General features: G+C 65.3%; 15 protein-coding genes. 14 read left to right on the top strand and 1 reads right to left on the bottom strand.

Annotation, left to right across the window (positions count from 1 at the left end; translation table 11 throughout):
• Window positions 1–3 precede the first annotated feature (3 nt).
• Together fliR and flhB are read left to right on the top strand one after the other, a co-directional pair.
• Window positions 4–780, top strand: coding sequence for a flagellar biosynthetic protein FliR (gene fliR, locus POR01S_RS00650; RefSeq protein ID WP_027597971.1), 777 nt, complete (start codon window positions 4–6; stop codon window positions 778–780).
• A 12-nt stretch (window positions 781–792) separates the two neighbouring features.
• Window positions 793–1,941, top strand: a complete 1,149-nt coding sequence (gene flhB / locus POR01S_RS00655) for a flagellar biosynthesis protein FlhB (protein WP_042133005.1) — start codon at window positions 793–795, stop codon at window positions 1,939–1,941.
• On the opposite strand, the gene sodC is transcribed toward flhB, so the two are convergent.
• On the bottom strand, window positions 1,934–2,461 hold the full coding sequence (sodC, locus tag POR01S_RS00660; protein WP_007160370.1) for a superoxide dismutase family protein: 528 nt from the start codon (window positions 2,459–2,461) through the stop codon (window positions 1,934–1,936). The two genes, flhB and sodC, sit on opposite strands and share 8 nt — an antisense overlap.
• Window positions 2,462–2,686: 225 nt before the next feature.
• Between sodC and flhA the strand changes: the two genes are divergently transcribed.
• From flhA to POR01S_RS00720, 12 genes are all read left to right on the top strand, one after another.
• Entirely contained in the window at window positions 2,687–4,813 is a 2,127-nt protein-coding gene (gene flhA / locus POR01S_RS00665) for a flagellar biosynthesis protein FlhA (protein ID WP_027601690.1), read from the top strand.
• A 10-nt stretch (window positions 4,814–4,823) separates the two neighbouring features.
• Entirely contained in the window at window positions 4,824–6,152 is a 1,329-nt protein-coding gene (gene flhF, locus POR01S_RS00670) for a flagellar biosynthesis GTPase FlhF (protein ID WP_042133008.1), read from the top strand.
• 92 nt (window positions 6,153–6,244) lie between these two features.
• Window positions 6,245–7,075 (top strand): flagellar synthesis regulator FleN, encoded by an 831-nt coding sequence (fleN, locus tag POR01S_RS00675; protein ID WP_017642087.1) that lies wholly within the window; start codon window positions 6,245–6,247, stop codon window positions 7,073–7,075.
• Entirely contained in the window at window positions 7,072–7,812 is a 741-nt protein-coding gene (gene fliA, locus POR01S_RS00680; protein ID WP_027597968.1) for an RNA polymerase sigma factor FliA, read from the top strand. The genes fleN and fliA overlap by 4 nt, the downstream gene beginning before the upstream one ends.
• Window positions 7,813–7,899: 87 nt before the next feature.
• Window positions 7,900–8,274: a chemotaxis response regulator CheY gene (locus POR01S_RS00685; protein ID WP_169853335.1), complete on the top strand. Its 375-nt coding sequence runs from the start codon at window positions 7,900–7,902 to the stop codon at window positions 8,272–8,274.
• A 19-nt stretch (window positions 8,275–8,293) separates the two neighbouring features.
• Window positions 8,294–9,082, top strand: a complete 789-nt coding sequence (locus POR01S_RS00690; protein WP_007160364.1) for a protein phosphatase CheZ — start codon at window positions 8,294–8,296, stop codon at window positions 9,080–9,082.
• A gap of 26 nt (window positions 9,083–9,108) precedes the next feature.
• Window positions 9,109–11,352, top strand: a complete 2,244-nt coding sequence (locus POR01S_RS00695) for a chemotaxis protein CheA (RefSeq protein ID WP_042133010.1) — start codon at window positions 9,109–9,111, stop codon at window positions 11,350–11,352.
• Window positions 11,353–11,434: 82 nt separating this feature from the next.
• A complete protein-coding gene (locus POR01S_RS00700) occupies window positions 11,435–12,553 on the top strand; it encodes a protein-glutamate methylesterase/protein-glutamine glutaminase (RefSeq protein WP_027597966.1) in 1,119 nt (372 codons plus the stop codon).
• A 34-nt stretch (window positions 12,554–12,587) separates the two neighbouring features.
• Window positions 12,588–13,328 (top strand): flagellar motor protein, encoded by a 741-nt coding sequence (locus POR01S_RS00705; RefSeq protein ID WP_027601693.1) that lies wholly within the window; start codon window positions 12,588–12,590, stop codon window positions 13,326–13,328.
• A gap of 11 nt (window positions 13,329–13,339) precedes the next feature.
• Window positions 13,340–14,203: a flagellar motor protein MotD gene (gene motD / locus POR01S_RS00710; RefSeq protein WP_042133012.1), complete on the top strand. Its 864-nt coding sequence runs from the start codon at window positions 13,340–13,342 to the stop codon at window positions 14,201–14,203.
• Window positions 14,204–14,238: 35 nt separating this feature from the next.
• Entirely contained in the window at window positions 14,239–15,027 is a 789-nt protein-coding gene (locus tag POR01S_RS00715; protein WP_027597964.1) for a ParA family protein, read from the top strand.
• A 57-nt stretch (window positions 15,028–15,084) separates the two neighbouring features.
• Window positions 15,085–16,005, top strand: coding sequence for a chemotaxis protein CheW (locus POR01S_RS00720; protein ID WP_027597963.1), 921 nt, complete (start codon window positions 15,085–15,087; stop codon window positions 16,003–16,005).
• The last annotated feature ends 5 nt before the right edge of the window (window positions 16,006–16,010 follow it).

Consider the following 16,010-nt stretch of genomic DNA (forward strand, 5'->3'; position numbering starts at 1 on the left):
CCCATGCTCGCCCTCAGCGACGCCCAGATCGGCGGCTGGGTCGGCAGCTTCCTGTTTCCGCTGTTTCGCATCGCCGCGCTGCTGATGACCATGCCGATCATCGGCACCACCCTGGTCCCGGTGCGGGTGCGGATGTATCTGGCCCTGGCCCTGAGCCTGGTGCTGGTGCCGACCCTGCCGCCGATGCCACAGGTGGATGCCATCAGTCCCCAGGCGCTGCCGCTGATCGTCGAACAGATCCTCATCGGCGCGGTGATGGGGTTCAGCCTGCAGCTGTTCTTCCATGTCTTCGTGGTGGCGGGGCAGATCATCTCGACCCAGGCGGGTCTGAGCTTCGCGTCCATGATCGACCCGGTCAACGGCGCCTCGGCCCCGGTCATGGGCCAGTTCTTCACCATGCTGGTGACGCTGCTGTTCCTGGCCATGAACGGCCATCTGGTGGTGTTCGAGATCCTCGCCGAAAGCTTCGTTACCCTGCCGGTGGGCGATACCCTGAGCGTCGAGCACTTCTGGCAGGTCGCCGGGCGGCTGGGCTGGGTCATGGGCGCCGGCATCCTGCTGGTGCTGCCGGCCATCACCGCGCTGCTGGTAGTCAACATCGCCTTTGGCATCATGACCCGCGCCGCGCCGCAGCTGAACATCTTTTCCGTCGGCATGCCGCTGATCGTGGTGCTGGGCATGGTCATCGTCTGGCTCGGCACCGCCGACATCCTCTCCCACTATGAAAGTCTCGCCAGCGAGGCGCTGCAATGGCTGCGCGAACTCGCCCGAGCCCGCTAGGAGATATGCCGCATGGCTGAATCCGATGGCGAAGACCGTACAGAAGACCCCACAGAGAAACGCAAGCGTGATTCCCGGGAGGAGGGGCAGCTCCCGCGATCACGCGAACTCGGCACGGTGGCGGTCATGCTTTCGGGGGTCGGCGGCCTGCTGATGTACGGCGCCTTCCTGGGCGGCAAGCTGCTGGAGGTGATGCGCAGCAACTTCTCCCTACGGCGCGAAGAGGTCATGGACGAACGCTTCATGGGCACCTTCCTGCTGGCCTCGGGCAAGGCGGCGATGATCGGGATGCTGCCGATGATCGCCTTGGTGGTGATCGCCGCCATCGTTGGCCATATCGCCCTGGGTGGCTTCCTGTTTTCCGGCAAGATGCTGGCGCCCAAACCGAGCCGGATGAATCCCATGTCCGGCATCGCCCGGATGTTTTCCAAGAATTCCCTGGTGGAATTGCTCAAGGCCCTGGGCAAGTTCTTCATCATCCTCGGCGTGTCGGTGCTGGTGCTGATGAGCGAGCGCACGGCCCTGCTGCAGATCGCCAAGCTGCCGACCGAGCAGGCGCTCCTGCACAGCATGCAGGTGGTGGGGCATGCCACCCTGCTGCTGGCCCTGGGGCTGCTGATCATCGCCGCGGTGGACGTGCCCTTCCAGATCTTCAGCAACCGCAAGAAGCTGATGATGACCAAGCAGGAGATCAAGGACGAATACAAGGACGCCGAGGGCAAGCCCGAGGTCAAGGGCAAGATCCGCCAGATGCAGCGGCAGATGGCCCAGCGTCGGATGATGGCCGAGGTGCCCAATGCCGATGTGGTCATCACCAACCCGACCCACTTCGCCGTGGCGCTCAAGTACGACGTGGCCAAGGGCGGGGCGCCGGTGCTGGTGGCCAAGGGCAGCGATTTCACCGCGCTGAAGATCCGCGAGATCGCCCAGGAACACCAGGTCTCGCTGCTGGAATCGCCAGGGCTGGCGCGCGCGGTGTATTTCTCCACCGAGGTGGATCAGGAGATTCCGGCCGGACTCTATGTGGCCGTGGCTCAGGTCCTGGCCTATGTCTATCAGCTCAGGCAATTCCGGGCCGGACGCGGGCGCAAGCCCAAGCTGTCCGATCTGCCCATCCCGCCGGATCTGCGGCGGGATGAGGAGGGGAAGGCGCCTACTTGATGACGCCGCAGGCGACGCGTGCGCCGCCACCGCCCAGCGGCTTGGGCTGGTCGGCGTAGTTGTCGCCACCGGCATGCACCATCAACGCATGGCCCTTGAGCTCTTCCAGGCGCTTCAGGCGGGGCGCCAGCACCGGCTGGGTGGCCTGGCCGTCGGCGGTCACGTAGAGCGCCGGCAATTCGCCCAGGTGGCCGTCGTCCGACCAGGGCGCGCTATGCTTGCCGGTGTTGCGCGGATCCAGATGGCCGCCCGCCGCGCCGCCCGCGGTCAGGGTGCCGTTCACCTCGGCCGCGCCGCAGTTGGGCTTAGTGTGAACGTGGAAGCCATGGATACCGGGCTCCAGGCCCTTGAGATCCGGCGTGAAGACCAGACCGTACTTGGAGCGGGTCACCTGCACGCTGCCGACACTTTCGCCCACACCGTCGGTCGTGACCTTGTTCAGCGGGATCGTCAGGGATTCGGCTGCCTGGGCGGTGCCGACCAGGCAGGTGGCCAACAGGGTCGCGGTCCAGATTTTCATGGTGATGTTCCTCGGATAGGCGCGCTAGCGCGGGTCCCTAGACAGACTCATGGCCTCCGCCCACGGTTCAGCCGACGAGTCCGGCGATCCGTAACCAGTCCTGTATCACCTCTCGGAAAACCTCGCTGATTCAAGGTCTTGAGCAGTTGGCCCGGAGCTTGCTCAAGCCCCTGCGAACAGTGCGCTGCGTCAACTTTCCGTGACGACGGCACCGGCAAGCGAGGAATGGGTGTGAAAGTCGACAAATCCATGATGATGGGCAACATGCGCGGTCTGGCTCGCGGCAACCTGGGCGTGCCGCTGGCCGTCCTGGCGATGCTCGCCATGATGACCCTGCCGATGCCGCCGTTCCTGCTGGACGTGCTGTTCACCTTCAACATCGCCCTGTCGATCGTGGTCCTGCTGGTCAGCGTCTACGCCCTGCGGCCGCTGGATTTCGCGGTCTTCCCGACCATCCTGCTGGTGTCGACCCTGCTGCGCCTGGCGCTGAACGTGGCCTCGAGCCGCGTGGTGCTGTTGCACGGCCAGGACGGTCACGACGCCGCGGGCAAGGTCATCCAGGCCTTCGGCGAGGTGGTGGTCGGCGGCAACTACGTGGTCGGTGCGGTGGTGTTCGCCATCCTCATGATCATCAACTTCGTGGTGGTGACCAAGGGTGCCGGCCGCATCTCCGAGGTGTCGGCGCGTTTCACTCTGGACGCCATGCCCGGCAAGCAGATGGCCATCGACGCCGACCTGAACGCCGGCATCATCGACCAGGCCGAAGCCAAGAAGCGTCGGACCGAAGTGGGCCAGGAAGCCGACTTCTACGGTTCCATGGACGGTGCCAGCAAGTTTGTCCGTGGTGACGCCGTCGCCGGTCTGCTGATCCTCTTCATCAACCTCATCGGCGGCATGGCCATCGGCATGGCCCAGCACGGTCTGCCGTTCGGCGAAGCGGCGCGCATCTACGCCCTGCTGACCATCGGTGACGGCCTGGTCGCCCAGGTTCCCTCGCTGCTGCTGTCGGTCGCCGCAGCCATCATGGTCACCCGGGTGTCCTCTGCCGAAGACATGGGTCAGCAGGTCAATCGTCAGATGTTCGCCTCGCCCAAGGCGCTGGCGGTCTCGGCTTTCATCATCATCGCCATGGGCCTGGTGCCGGGCATGCCGCACCTGCCGTTCCTCGGCCTGGGTGGCGCCGCCGCTGCCGGTGCCTGGCTGATCTACAAGCGTCAGCGCCAGGCCAAGCAGACCGCCGAGGTCGAAGCCAAGAAGCAGCAGGACCTGGCTCCCGTGCAGCGTCCGGCCGAGGCCAAGGAGCTGGGCTGGGACGACGTCACCCCGGTGGACATGGTCGGTCTGGAAGTCGGGTACCGGCTGATCCCCATGGTCGATCGCAACCAGGGTGGCCAGTTGCTGGCGCGGATCAAGGGCGTGCGCAAGAAGCTGTCCCAGGACCTCGGTTTCCTCATGCCGTCGGTACACATCCGCGACAACCTGGACCTGCTGCCCAACGCCTATCGTCTGACTCTTATGGGCGTCAGCGTGGCCGAAGCCGAGATCTATCCCGATCGCGAACTGGCCATCAACCCCGGTCAGGTCTATGGCTCCCTCAACGGCGTCGCCGCCAAGGATCCGGCATTCGGTCTGGAGGCGGTCTGGATCGACGTCACCCAGCGCGACCAGGCCCAGTCCCTCGGCTACACCGTGGTCGATGCCAGCACCGTGGTCGCCACCCACCTCAACCAGGTGCTCTTCAAGCACGCCCACGAGCTGATCGGCCACGAGGAGGTCCAGCAACTGCTGCAGGTACTGGCCAAGAGTTCGCCAAAGCTGGCCGAGGAGCTGGTGCCCGGCATCGTCTCCCTGTCGACCCTGCTCAAGATCCTCCAGCAACTGCTGCAGGAGCAGGTCCCGGTCCGCGACATCCGTACCATCGCCGAAGCCATCGCCAACGTCGGTCCGCGGAGTCAAGATCCCGCCGCCATCGCCGGTGCCGTACGGGTCGCCTTGTCCCGCGCAATCGTCCAGAACATCGTTGGAATGGAGCCTGAGCTGCCTGTTATCACCCTTGAGCCAAGGTTGGAACAGATGTTGCTAAGTAGTATGCAGAAGGCCGGTCAAGGCGCCGAGGACGGCATGTTCCTCGAGCCTGGCATGGCTGAAAAACTGCAGCGTTCCCTCATCGAGGCAGCGCAGCGTCAGGAAATGATGGGTAAGCCAGTGGTGCTGCTGGTAGCCGGTGCGATCCGCGGGATGATGTCCCGCTTCGCGCGGATGGCGGCGCCGAACATGAGTGTACTGGCCTACCAGGAAATTCCGGACAACAAGCAGGTCACCATCGTCGCTACCGTTGGCCAGAATGGCTGAGGTCTAGATCATGCAAGTCAAACGTTTCTTCGCCGCCGATATGCGTCAAGCCATGAAGCTGGTACGCGACGAGCTGGGCCCGGATGCCGCCATCCTCAGCAACCGCCGGGTCGCCGGTGGTGTCGAGCTGACCGCGGCGCTGGACTACCAGGCTCCGGCACCGGCCGCGCCCAACGCGGAGCTGCAGGCGGAGTTGCGCAAGACCCATGCGAAGATCGCCCAGGCCCATGCCGACCTCAGCATCCGCGCGCCGGGCGTGCCCTCGGCCGCACCCAAGGACAAGCAGCTGCTCGGCGCCATCAGCGCCGCCGACAGCCGTCGCGAGCCGGTGATCGCCCCGCCGCGTGCGCCCCAGCCGGCCGCCGCCGCCCCTGCCGCCAGCGCCGCGCCGGAAGACCGCCGCGCCCTGGAAGCCATGCGCAGCGAACTCAGCGGCCTGCGTGAACTGCTGGAAGTCCAGCTCGGCTCCATGGCCTGGACCCAGGTGCAGTCCACCCGTCCGCAGCAGGCCGGCCTCTGGCGTCGTCTGCAGCGCATGGGTCTGCCGGCCGATCTGGCCCGCCACCTGCTCGACAGCGTCGCCAAGATCCAGGACCCGCGCCATGCATGGCGCATGCTGCTGGCCAACTTCGCCCAGCTGGCCAAGACCACCGACGCCAAGATTCTGGAGGAGGGCGGTGTCGTCGCCTTCGTCGGTCCGGCCGGCATGGGCAAGACCACCACCCTGGCCAAGCTCGCCGCCAGCTACGTGCTCAAGTACGGTCCCCAGAGTCTGGCGCTGGTCAGCATGGACAGCTTCCGCATCGGTGCCCAGGAGCAGATCAAGACCCTCGGCCGTATCCTCGACGTGCCGGTGACCCTGGTCGACCCGGGCCAGTCCCTGGCCCAGGCGCTGGCACCCCTGGCACGCAAGCGCCTGGTGCTGATCGACACCGCGGGCATGCCCGCCAATGATCCGGCGCTCAAGGTGCAGCTCGAAGCCCTGGCCAACCGCCAGCTGAAAATTCGCAACTATCTGGTATTGGGTGTCACCAGCCAGAGCCAGGTGCTCAAGGCGGCCTACCACAGCTATCGGCGCTGCGGCCTGAGCGGCTGCGTGCTGACCAAGCTGGACGAAGCCGCCAGTCTCGGCGAAGCCCTGGGTCTGGCCATCAGCCAGCGCCTGCCGGTGGCCTACATCGCCGACGGCCCGCGCATCCCGGACGACCTGCATCCGGCCCGCAACCACCAGCTGGTGAGCCGCGCGGTGAGCCTGCAGGCCCCCGAGGAACCGAGCGAAGAAACCATGGCGGGCATGCTTGCCGGCCTGTATCAGAGCAATGCCCGCCGCGCCGGTTAGCGCAGACGAACGGTAGTGGTGCATCGCATGCCTGGGCACGCCAAATGCACTTGGTCTAAAGTGTGACGGATTTCAATCAAAGGTATCAGGCAATGGGTAGCATGCATCCCGTCCAAGTCATAGCGGTCACGGGCGGTAAAGGCGGTGTCGGCAAGACCAACGTGTCGGTCAACCTGGCCTTGGCCCTGGCCGATATCGGGCGGCGCGTCATGCTGCTCGACGCCGACCTGGGCCTTGCCAACATCGACGTTTTGCTCGGCCTGTCGCCCAAGCGCACCCTGGCCGACGTCATCTCCGGCGAGTGCGAGCTGCGCGACGTGCTGCTGCACGGCCCGGGCGGCATCCGCATCGTCCCGGCGGCCTCGGGCACCCAGGCGATGGTCAATCTGACGCCGGCCCAGCACGCCGGTCTGATCCAGGCCTTCAGCGACATCAGCGAAAACCTCGACGTGCTCATCGTCGATACCGCGGCCGGCATCGGCGACCAGGTGGTCAGCTTCGTTCGCGCCGCCCAGGAAGTCCTGGTGGTGGTGTGCGACGAGCCCACTTCCATCACCGATGCCTACGCCCTGATCAAGCTGCTCAATCGCGACCATGGCGTCACCCGTTTCCGGGTCCTGGCGAACATGGCGCTGACGCCCCAGGAAGGTCGCAATCTCTTTGCTAAGCTGACCAAGGTGACCGACAGATTCCTGGATGTCGCCCTCCAGTATGTGGGCGCCATTCCGTTCGACGAGGCGGTGCGCAAAGCCGTGCAGAAACAGCGCCCCGTGTTCGAAGCCTTTCCGCGTGCCAAGGCCTCGCTGGCCTTTCGTGCGGTAGCTCAGAAAGTCGATGGCTGGCCGTTGCCCGCCAATCCGCGCGGCCATCTCGAGTTCTTTGTCGAGCGCCTTGTGCAACCAGCCATCGGTACCCACGCATGACAGCATCCAGCGGGCTTCGCATGTACAGCAAAACCTCGGAACGTACCCAGCAGGAGCAACTCATCAACCGCTATGCGCCGTTGGTGAAACGCATCGCCTACCACCTCCTGGCGCGACTGCCGGCCAGTGTGCAGGTCGAGGACCTGATGCAGGCCGGCATGATCGGCCTGCTGGAGGCCTCGCGCAAATATGACGCCGGCAAGGGCGCCAGCTTCGAGACCTACGCCGGCATCCGCATCCGCGGCGCCATGCTCGACGAGGTCCGCAAGGGCGATTGGGCACCACGCTCGGTGCACCGCAACACGCGCATGGTCACCGACGCCATTCGCGCCGTGGAAGCGCGCACCGGTCGCGACGCTAAAGATTCCGAAGTCGCGGCCGAACTTAAATTGAGTCTGGATGAGTACTACGGCATCCTTGGCGACACCATGGGGAGTCGCCTGTTCAGTTTCGACGACCTCATGGAGGGTGGTGAGCATGGGCTCGAGGAGAGCGGTTCGCATGAACTCGAACCCGGTCGCGGTCTGGAGGACGAGCGCTTCCGCAAGGCCCTGGCCGACGCCATCGCCAATCTTCCGGAGCGTGAACGTCTGGTGCTCTCGCTGTATTACGACGAGGAACTCAACCTCAAGGAAATCGGCGAGGTGCTGGGCGTGAGCGAGTCACGCGTCTGCCAACTTCACAGTCAATGCGCGGCACGCCTGCGGGCGCGGCTGGCGGAATGGCGTTCGCGTTAACCGGCTGGTACTCAGGCTACTACGATTGCTTAGACGCGCCTTGCGGCGTGTGTGCGGATTAGGACGGAGGTCGACTTGGACAAGAACATGAAAATCCTCATCGTGGACGATTTTTCCACGATGAGACGCATCATCAAGAATTTGCTGCGCGATCTGGGATTCACCAATACCGCCGAAGCAGACGACGGCAACACCGCGCTGCCGATGTTGCAGAGCGGCAACTTCGATTTTCTCGTCACCGACTGGAACATGCCCGGCATGACCGGCATCGACCTGCTGCGCCAGGTGCGCGCCGATGCGCGCCTGAAGACCCTGCCAGTGCTGATGGTGACCGCCGAAGCCAAGCGCGAGCAGATCATCGAAGCCGCTCAGGCCGGCGTGAACGGCTATGTGGTCAAGCCTTTCACCGCCCAGGTGCTGAAAGAAAAGATCGACAAGATCTTCGAGCGGGTGAACGGCTGAAGAAAGCCGCGGGGACGTTATGGATCAGCTTGGCTCCAACAGCTTCAGCGACTTCGAGTCGAATCTCAAACAGCACGCCCAAGAGCTGGTGAAATGCCTGGAAAGCGGCGATTTCACCCAGGCCGTGCACGTCATCAATGAACTCAACCAGTTGCGCGATCGGGGTCTCTACCAGGAAGTCGGCAAGCTGACCCGCGAGTTGCACAACGCCATCGTCAACTTCGAGATCGATCCGCGCGGCATGGCCGGCGAAGAGGTCTCCCAGATCAGCGATGCCACCGATCGTCTCTCCTACGTGGTGAAGATGACCGAGAACGCCGCCAACCGGACCATGGATCTGGTGGAGGAGAGCGCTCCGCTGGTAGGCAACTTCGGCGACGAAGCCCGGGCCGTGCATGCCGACTGGAAGAAGTTCATGCGCCGGGAAATGGGCGCGGACGAATTCCGCGAGCTGGCCAAGCGCGTCGACGCCTTCCTCAGTCACAGCGAGAGCAGCGCCGAGCAACTGTCGGCCAAGCTCAACGACATCCTCCTGGCGCAGGACTACCAGGACCTTACCGGTCAGGTGATCAAGCGCGTGGTCAATCTCGTCGGGCAGATCGAGAAAGACCTCGTCAAGCTGGTGATGATGGCCAGCCAGGTCGATCGCTATACCGGCTTCAGTCACGATCACACCGCGCTGATCGAACAGAATCGAAAAGAAAAGACGATGAAGGGTGAAGGTCCGCAGATTCATGCCGATAAGCGTGAAGACGTCGTGGCCGCTCAGGTCGACGTCGACGATCTTCTATCCAGTCTGGGCTTTTGACCCAGACCCTCTTGGGGAGTGCAGGAATGAGCTTCGACGCCGATGAAGAGATCCTCCAGGATTTCCTGGTAGAGGCCGGCGAGATTCTCGAACAGTTGTCCGAACAATTGGTCGAGCTGGAAAGCCGCCCGGATGACATGGATCTGCTGAACGCCATTTTCCGTGGCTTCCATACCGTAAAGGGCGGTGCCGGTTTCCTGCAGCTCCATACCCTGGTCGAGTGCTGCCATATCGCGGAAAACGTTTTCGACATCCTGCGCAAGGGCGAACGCCGCGTGGATGCCGAGCTGATGGATGTGGTGCTGCAAGCACTGGATTCCGTCAACGAGATGTTCGGTCAGGTCCGTGAACGCGAAGAGCCGACCCCGGCCTCGCCCGAATTGCTGGCGGCCCTGGCCCGCCTGGCCGAGCCCGCCGGCAGTGCGCCGGCGCCGGCTCCGGTTGCGCCCGTGGCTGCCGCTCCGGCAGTGGTCGCGGAACCGGCTCCGGTCGCCGCTGCGGCGGCCGAGCCGGAATTGAGCGATGCCGATTTCCAGAATCTGCTCGATGCCCTGGGCAGCGAGCCGAGCGCGGCAGCGGAAACGCCGGCAGCCGCCGGTGGCGACGACATCACCGATGACGAATTCGAAGCCCTGCTCGACCAGCTGCATGGCAAGGGCAAGTTCCAGGAGGCGCCGGCCGCCGCGCCAGTTGCCGCTGCGGCCCCTGCCGCGGCCGCGCCCGGTGGCGACGACATCACCGACGATGAATTCGAGGCCCTGCTCGACGAATTGCACGGCAAGGGCAAGTTCGTCGCCAGCGAAGCCGCGGCACCCGTCGCTGCAGCCCCGGCCGCAGCGGCTCCGGCAGCCGCAGCGAGCGGTGACGAGATCACCGACGACGAATTCGAATCCCTGCTCGACGAATTGCATGGCAAGGGCAAGTTCAGTGGTCCCGCGGCAGCCGCGGAAGCGGTAGCCGCTCCGGTGGCCGCTGCGCCGGCACCGGTGGCCGCACCTCAACCGGCGGCTCCCGCACCGGCGCCGAAGCCGGCGCCAGTGGCCGAGGCCGCGGTGCCCAAGCCGGCAGCCGCCGCGCCTGCCGAGCGTCCCACCAGCGAGGCGGAGACCACCGTGCGGGTCGACACCGCGCGGCTGGACGAGATCATGAACATGGTCGGCGAACTGGTGCTGGTGCGTAACCGCTTGGTACGCCTGGGCCTGAACAGCGGCGACGAAGCCATGGCCAAGGCCGTGTCCAACCTCGACGTGGTCACCGCCGATCTGCAGACCTCGGTCATGAAGACCCGGATGCAGCCGATCAAGAAGGTCTTTGGTCGCTTCCCGCGCCTGGTCCGCGATCTGGCGCGCAGCCTGAAGAAAGAGATCAACCTGGAACTGGTCGGCGAAGAAACCGACCTGGACAAGAACCTGGTCGAGGCCCTGGCCGATCCGCTGGTGCACCTGGTGCGCAACGCGGTCGACCACGGCATCGAAGGACCGGCCGAGCGTGAAGAGAACGGCAAGTCCCGTGCGGGGCGCGTAGTGCTCTCCGCCGAGCAGGAAGGCGACCATATCCTTCTGTCGATCTCTGATGACGGCAAGGGCATGGACGCGGATCTGCTGCGCAACAAGGCCGTGGAAAAAGGTCTGCTCGACCGCGACGCGGCCGATCGCCTGACCGAGACCGAGTGCTTCAACCTGATCTTCGCCCCGGGTTTCTCCACCAAGGCCGAGATCTCCGACATTTCCGGTCGCGGTGTGGGCATGGACGTGGTCAAGACCAAGATCAGCCAGCTCAACGGCACGCTGAACGTCTTCTCGACCAAGGGCCAGGGCTCCAAGATCGTCATCAAGGTCCCCCTGACCCTGGCGATCATGCCGACACTGATGGTGATGCTGGGCAACCAGGCCTTCGCCTTCCCGTTGGTCAACGTCAACGAGATCTTCCACCTCGACCTGTCCCGCACCAACGTGGTGGATGGCCAGGAAGTGGTGGTGGTGCGCGACAAGGCGCTGCCGCTGTTCTACCTCAAGCGCTGGCTGGTGCCCAATGCGGCCCATGTGGAGCAGGGGGAGGGGCATGTGGTGATCCTCTCGGTGGGCACCCAGCGCATCGGCTTCGTGGTCGATCAACTGGTGGGCCAGGAAGAGGTGGTCATCAAGCCACTGGGCAAGATGCTGCAGGGAACGCCCGGCATGTCCGGGGCGACCATCACCGGCGACGGCCGCATCGCGCTCATCCTCGATGTGCCCAGCATGCTCAAGCGCTACGCCCGTCGCGGGCTCTGAGTCGGTCGGGTACGAGCGGCGTCGGGCCCGTGCCCGGCGCCATCGGGTGGCCTGCGCCGCCCAAGGTTAGGAGTTTCAACGTATGCCGGTAAAAGTACTGGTGGTGGACGATTCCGGCTTCTTCCGGCGTCGGCTCAAGGAGATCCTGGCGGCCGATCCCAACATCTCGGTGGTGGGCACGGCCAGCAACGGGCGCGAAGGGGTCGACCAGGCCCTGGCGCTGCGACCCGATGTCATCACCATGGACTACGAGATGCCGATGATGGACGGCATCACCGCGGTCCGCCACATCATGCAGAAGTGCCCGACCCCGGTGCTGATGTTCTCCTCGCTCACCCATGAAGGCGCCCGGGTCACCCTGGACGCCCTGGATGCCGGCGCGGTCGACTACCTGCCCAAGAATTTCGAGGACATCTCGCGCAATCCGGCCAGCGTGCAGAAGCTGCTGTGCGAGAAGATCCATCATATCGCCCGGTCCAATCGGCGCTTCGCCGTGGCGCCCAGCGTCGCGCCGGCAGCGCCCGCAAGCGCCGCCGCGGCGCCGGCCACGGCCCGCCCGGCAGCGCGTCCGGCTGCGCCTAGCGGCGCTGCAGCAGGTCATGCACCCGCCGCCCCGGCTTCGCCGCCGCCCAAGCGCAAGCACTATCGCCTGGTAGCCATCGGCACTTCCACTGGCGGGCCGGTGGCTCTGCAGCGGGTGCTTACCCAGTTGCCAGCCAATTTCCCGGCGCCTCTGGTGCTGATCCAGCACATGCCTGCCGCCTTCACCAAGGCCTTCGCCGAGCGCCTGGACAAGCTCTGCCGCATCAGCGTCAAGGAAGCCGAGGACGGTGACCAGTTGCGTCCGGGCCTGGCCCTGCTGGCACCAGGTGGCAAGCAGATGATGGTGGATGGCCGCGGCATGGTGAAGATCCTGCCCGGTGACGAACGCCTCAACTACAAGCCCTGCGTCGACGTGACCTTTGGCTCCGCGGCCAAGGCCTATGCCGACAAGGTGCTGGCGGTGGTCCTGACCGGCATGGGCGCCGACGGCCGCGAAGGCGCCCGGATGCTCAAGCAGGTCGGCAGCCAGGTGTGGGCCCAGGACGAAGCCAGTTGCGTCATCTACGGCATGCCCATGGCCATCGCCAAGGCCAATCTGGCCGACGCCATCTATGGCCTGGACGACATCGGCAGACACCTGACCGAGGCCTGTTCGTGACGGCAGGCGTTCTCCGGCCAGAAGGGCATTGAGCGTGGATGTTCTCAGTCTCATCGGCATCCTGCTGGCCTTTACCGCCATCATGGGCGGCAACCTGCTGGAGGGCGGCTCCTTTACCGCCCTGGCCAATGGCCCGGCGGCATTGATCGTGGTCGGCGGCACCCTGGGTGCCGTCCTGCTGCAGACCCGCCTGCCGGTGCTGCGGCGCGCCCTGACCATGCTGGCCTGGGTATTCATGCCGCCGCGGCTGGACCTCACTGGCGGTATCCGCAAGGTGGTCAACTGGAGCAACGTGGCGCGCAAGGAAGGTCTTCTGGGGCTCGAGCCCCTGGTCGCTCGCGAAGCCGATCCCTATGCCGCCAAGGGCCTGCAGCTGCTGGTGGATGGCACCGAGCCCGAAGCCCTGCGCAGCATCCTCGAGGTGGACCTCTACGGCCAGGAAGACCGCGACATCGCCGCCGCCAAGGTCTATGAGGCCATGGGCGGCTATGCGCCCACGGTGGGCATCATCGGCGCGGTGATGGGCCTGATCCACGTCATGCAGAATCTTGCCGATCCCTCGCAACTGGGCAGCGGCATCGCCGTGGCCTTCGTGGCCACGATCTATGGTGTCGGCTTCGCCAACCTGCTGTTGCTGCCCGTCGGCAACAAGCTCAAGGCGCTGGCGCAGCAACAGTCCCGCTACCGGGAAATGCTGCTGGAAGGGCTGATGTCCATCGGCGAGGGCGAAAATCCCCGCTCCATCGAAATGAAGCTGCAAGGTTTTCTGGACTAGGAGGACGCCGCATGCCTCGTCGCCGCCGCCGTCCCGAAGAGCACGAGAACCACGAACGCTGGCTGGTCTCCTACGCGGACTTCATCACCCTGCTGTTCGCCTTCTTCGTGGTCATGTATTCCATTTCCTCGCTGAACGAGAGCAAGTACAAGGTGCTCTCGGACAGCCTGTCGGGCATCTTCAGCCAGCCGGAGCGTTCGCTCAAACCCATCCCCCTCGGCGACCAGCGTCCCGCCGGCGTGACGCCGACGGTGATGGATGCCAGCGCCGCCCAGCCGGCCAAGGGTACCCCCAGCGATCCGCTGCAGCAGATCGCCGACAGTGTGCGGGCCACCTTCGGCGATCTCATCGCGGGCGATCAGCTGAACATCAAGGCCAGTGAGATGTGGCTGGAAATCGAGCTCAGCTCCAACCTGCTGTTCGCCAGCGGCGATTCCCTGCCGAGCAATCCCGCCTTCGGCCTCATGGAGAAGGTGGCCAAGATTCTGGCACCCTTCAAGAATCCGATTCAGGTCCAGGGTTACACGGACGACCGGCCGATCAGCACGGCGTTGTATCCCACCAACTGGGAGCTGTCGGCAGCCCGGGCCGCCAGTATCGTGCGCCTGCTGATCGGCAATGGTATCGCGCCGCAGCGCCTGGCCGTGGTGGGCTATGGCGCCTATCAGCCGGTGGTCGACAACACCAGTGACGTCAACCGCGCCCGCAATCGGCGGGTGGTGCTGCTGATCTCGCGCAATCTCGATCTGTTCCGGCCGCAGAGCACCTTGCAAAATCCGTCGACTGGCACACAATCTGCAGCATCGCCTGGAGAACCGGCGCCCGGAGTGGCGCCTGTCAAATCTTCGTCGCCGGCCCCAACGCCGGCACCTTGACCCGGCTGGTCGTGTCGTCGGGAGGAAGTCTGCACATGAGAGTCTGGGCTGTCGCCAATCAGAAGGGTGGGGTGGGCAAGACCACCACCACCGTTGCCCTCGCCGGGTTGCTCGGCGATGAGGGCAAGCGCGTCCTGCTGGTGGATCTCGATCCCCACGGTTCCCTGACCAGCTATTTCGGTCAGGATCCGGACAGCCTCGAACACAGCGTGTTCGACCTGTTCCAGCACGGGGGTCAGGTTCCGGAAGGCCTGCCGCAGCGTCTGCTGCTGCCCACCAGCCATCCGCAGCTGTCCATGCTGCCATCCAGCACGGCCCTGGCCACCCTGGAGCGGCAGTCGCCTGGCCAGAGCGGCCTGGGGCTGGTGATCTCCAAGAGCCTGGCGCAGCTGTGGAACGACTTCGATCACGTGTTGATCGACAGTCCGCCGCTGCTCGGCGTACTCATGGTCAATGCCCTGGCAGCCAGCCAGCATCTGGTGATTCCCACCCAGACCGAATTCCTCGCGCTCAAGGGGCTCGAACGCATGGTCAACACCCTGACCATGATCAACCGTTCGCGCAAGCAGGCGCTGCCCTACACCATAGTGCCGACCCTGTTCGACCGCCGTACCCAGGCCTCCATCGGCACGCTCAAGGTCCTGCGCAACACCTATCCGGCCCAGCTGTGGCAGGCCTTCATCCCCATCGATACCCGGCTGCGCGATGCCAGTCGCTCCGGCCAGGTGCCGTCGCGCTACGAGCTGAACAGCCGCGGCGTCATCGCCTACCGGGCGTTGCTGCGGCATCTGCTCGACGGTGCGCCCAGCAGCCAGGTCGCCTGATTCAAGTTTTCCACTCCGCCGGCCGATAGGCTGGACAACTCACTCACGTAGATCGCCATGAGCCAACCGACGTCCCTCGACAATCGTCCTCAGCGTGTCCTCCAGGGCTATCTCGATGCCCTGCTGCTGGACGCGTTCCTGGAACTGCCGACTGCCGAAGCCACGCCTGTCGTGGCGCCGGTGGTGGTGCCGGCCGCGCCGATCGCCAGCGTGAGCGAAGACGAATTCGCCGCCGCGGTACGCGAAGAACTCGAGCGGGATGCCGCACGGCAGCCGCGGGTCGTGCCGCTGGCCGCCCGGCGTCCCGCGGTCGCCCTGGCCGAGCGCGTCCTGCCCGAGGTCCTGCTGCCTGCACCCCAGCCGCTGCTCGCGCCCGAAACCGATATCGAACTGGACTGGCGCGTCCCCGAACTGGCACCGGTCGCCGAGCCGGCCCGTCCGGCGGTGGAAGGCATCGCTGTGGGCACCCCGGCTACGCAGCCCGTGGCAGCGGCTGGCGTACCGCCCAGCGCCGTGCATCTGGACGGTCGCCCGGAGTGGGGTGAAGAGCCCTTCGAATGCCTGCTGTTCGACGTCGCCGGCCTGACCCTGGCCGCACCCCTGGTGTGCCTGGGTTCCATCTATCCGCTGGCCGACGAAGAGTTGACGCCGCTGTTCGGTCAGCCAGACTGGTTCCTGGGCCTGCTACCCTGCCAGGCAGGTAATCTGCGTGTGCTCGACGCGGCGCGCTGGGTGATGCCCGAGCGTTACCGTGACGACTATCGCGAGGGGCTGAAATTCGTGATATCGCTGCAAGGCCTGGATTGGGGCCTGGCCGTGCACGGCGTCAGCCATTCGGTACGTCTGGATCCCGCCGAGGTCAAATGGCGGAACCAGCGCGCTACCCGGCCGTGGCTGGCCGGTACGGTGATCGATCAGATGTGTGCGCTGCTGGATGTGGCGGCGCTCGCTGAACAGGTGGTGGGTGGCCGTCGCTAGGGCTG

Source organism: Pseudomonas oryzihabitans NBRC 102199 (assembly GCF_000730625.1).
GTDB classification, from domain to species: Bacteria; Pseudomonadota; Gammaproteobacteria; order Pseudomonadales; family Pseudomonadaceae; genus Chryseomonas; species Chryseomonas oryzihabitans.

Excerpts from the sequence above, each read along its gene's own strand:
- flhF (WP_042133008.1), top strand. The coding sequence starts at position 4,824 with ATGCAAGTCAAACGTTTCTTCGCCGCCGATATGCGTCAAGCCATGAAG.
- fleN (WP_017642087.1), top strand. The coding sequence starts at position 6,245 with ATGGGTAGCATGCATCCCGTCCAAGTCATAGCGGTCACGGGCGGTAAA.
- fliR (WP_027597971.1), top strand. The coding sequence starts at position 4 with ATGCTCGCCCTCAGCGACGCCCAGATCGGCGGCTGGGTCGGCAGCTTC.
- sodC (WP_007160370.1), bottom strand. The coding sequence starts at position 2,461 with ATGAAAATCTGGACCGCGACCCTGTTGGCCACCTGCCTGGTCGGCACC.
- motD (WP_042133012.1), top strand. The coding sequence starts at position 13,340 with ATGCCTCGTCGCCGCCGCCGTCCCGAAGAGCACGAGAACCACGAACGC.
- POR01S_RS00700 (WP_027597966.1), top strand. The coding sequence starts at position 11,435 with ATGCCGGTAAAAGTACTGGTGGTGGACGATTCCGGCTTCTTCCGGCGT.
- POR01S_RS00715 (WP_027597964.1), top strand. The coding sequence starts at position 14,239 with ATGAGAGTCTGGGCTGTCGCCAATCAGAAGGGTGGGGTGGGCAAGACC.
- flhB (WP_042133005.1), top strand. The coding sequence starts at position 793 with ATGGCTGAATCCGATGGCGAAGACCGTACAGAAGACCCCACAGAGAAA.
- flhA (WP_027601690.1), top strand. The coding sequence starts at position 2,687 with ATGGGTGTGAAAGTCGACAAATCCATGATGATGGGCAACATGCGCGGT.
- POR01S_RS00695 (WP_042133010.1), top strand. The coding sequence starts at position 9,109 with ATGAGCTTCGACGCCGATGAAGAGATCCTCCAGGATTTCCTGGTAGAG.
- POR01S_RS00720 (WP_027597963.1), top strand. The coding sequence starts at position 15,085 with ATGAGCCAACCGACGTCCCTCGACAATCGTCCTCAGCGTGTCCTCCAG.
- POR01S_RS00690 (WP_007160364.1), top strand. The coding sequence starts at position 8,294 with ATGGATCAGCTTGGCTCCAACAGCTTCAGCGACTTCGAGTCGAATCTC.
- fliA (WP_027597968.1), top strand. The coding sequence starts at position 7,072 with ATGACAGCATCCAGCGGGCTTCGCATGTACAGCAAAACCTCGGAACGT.
- POR01S_RS00685 (WP_169853335.1), top strand. The coding sequence starts at position 7,900 with ATGAAAATCCTCATCGTGGACGATTTTTCCACGATGAGACGCATCATC.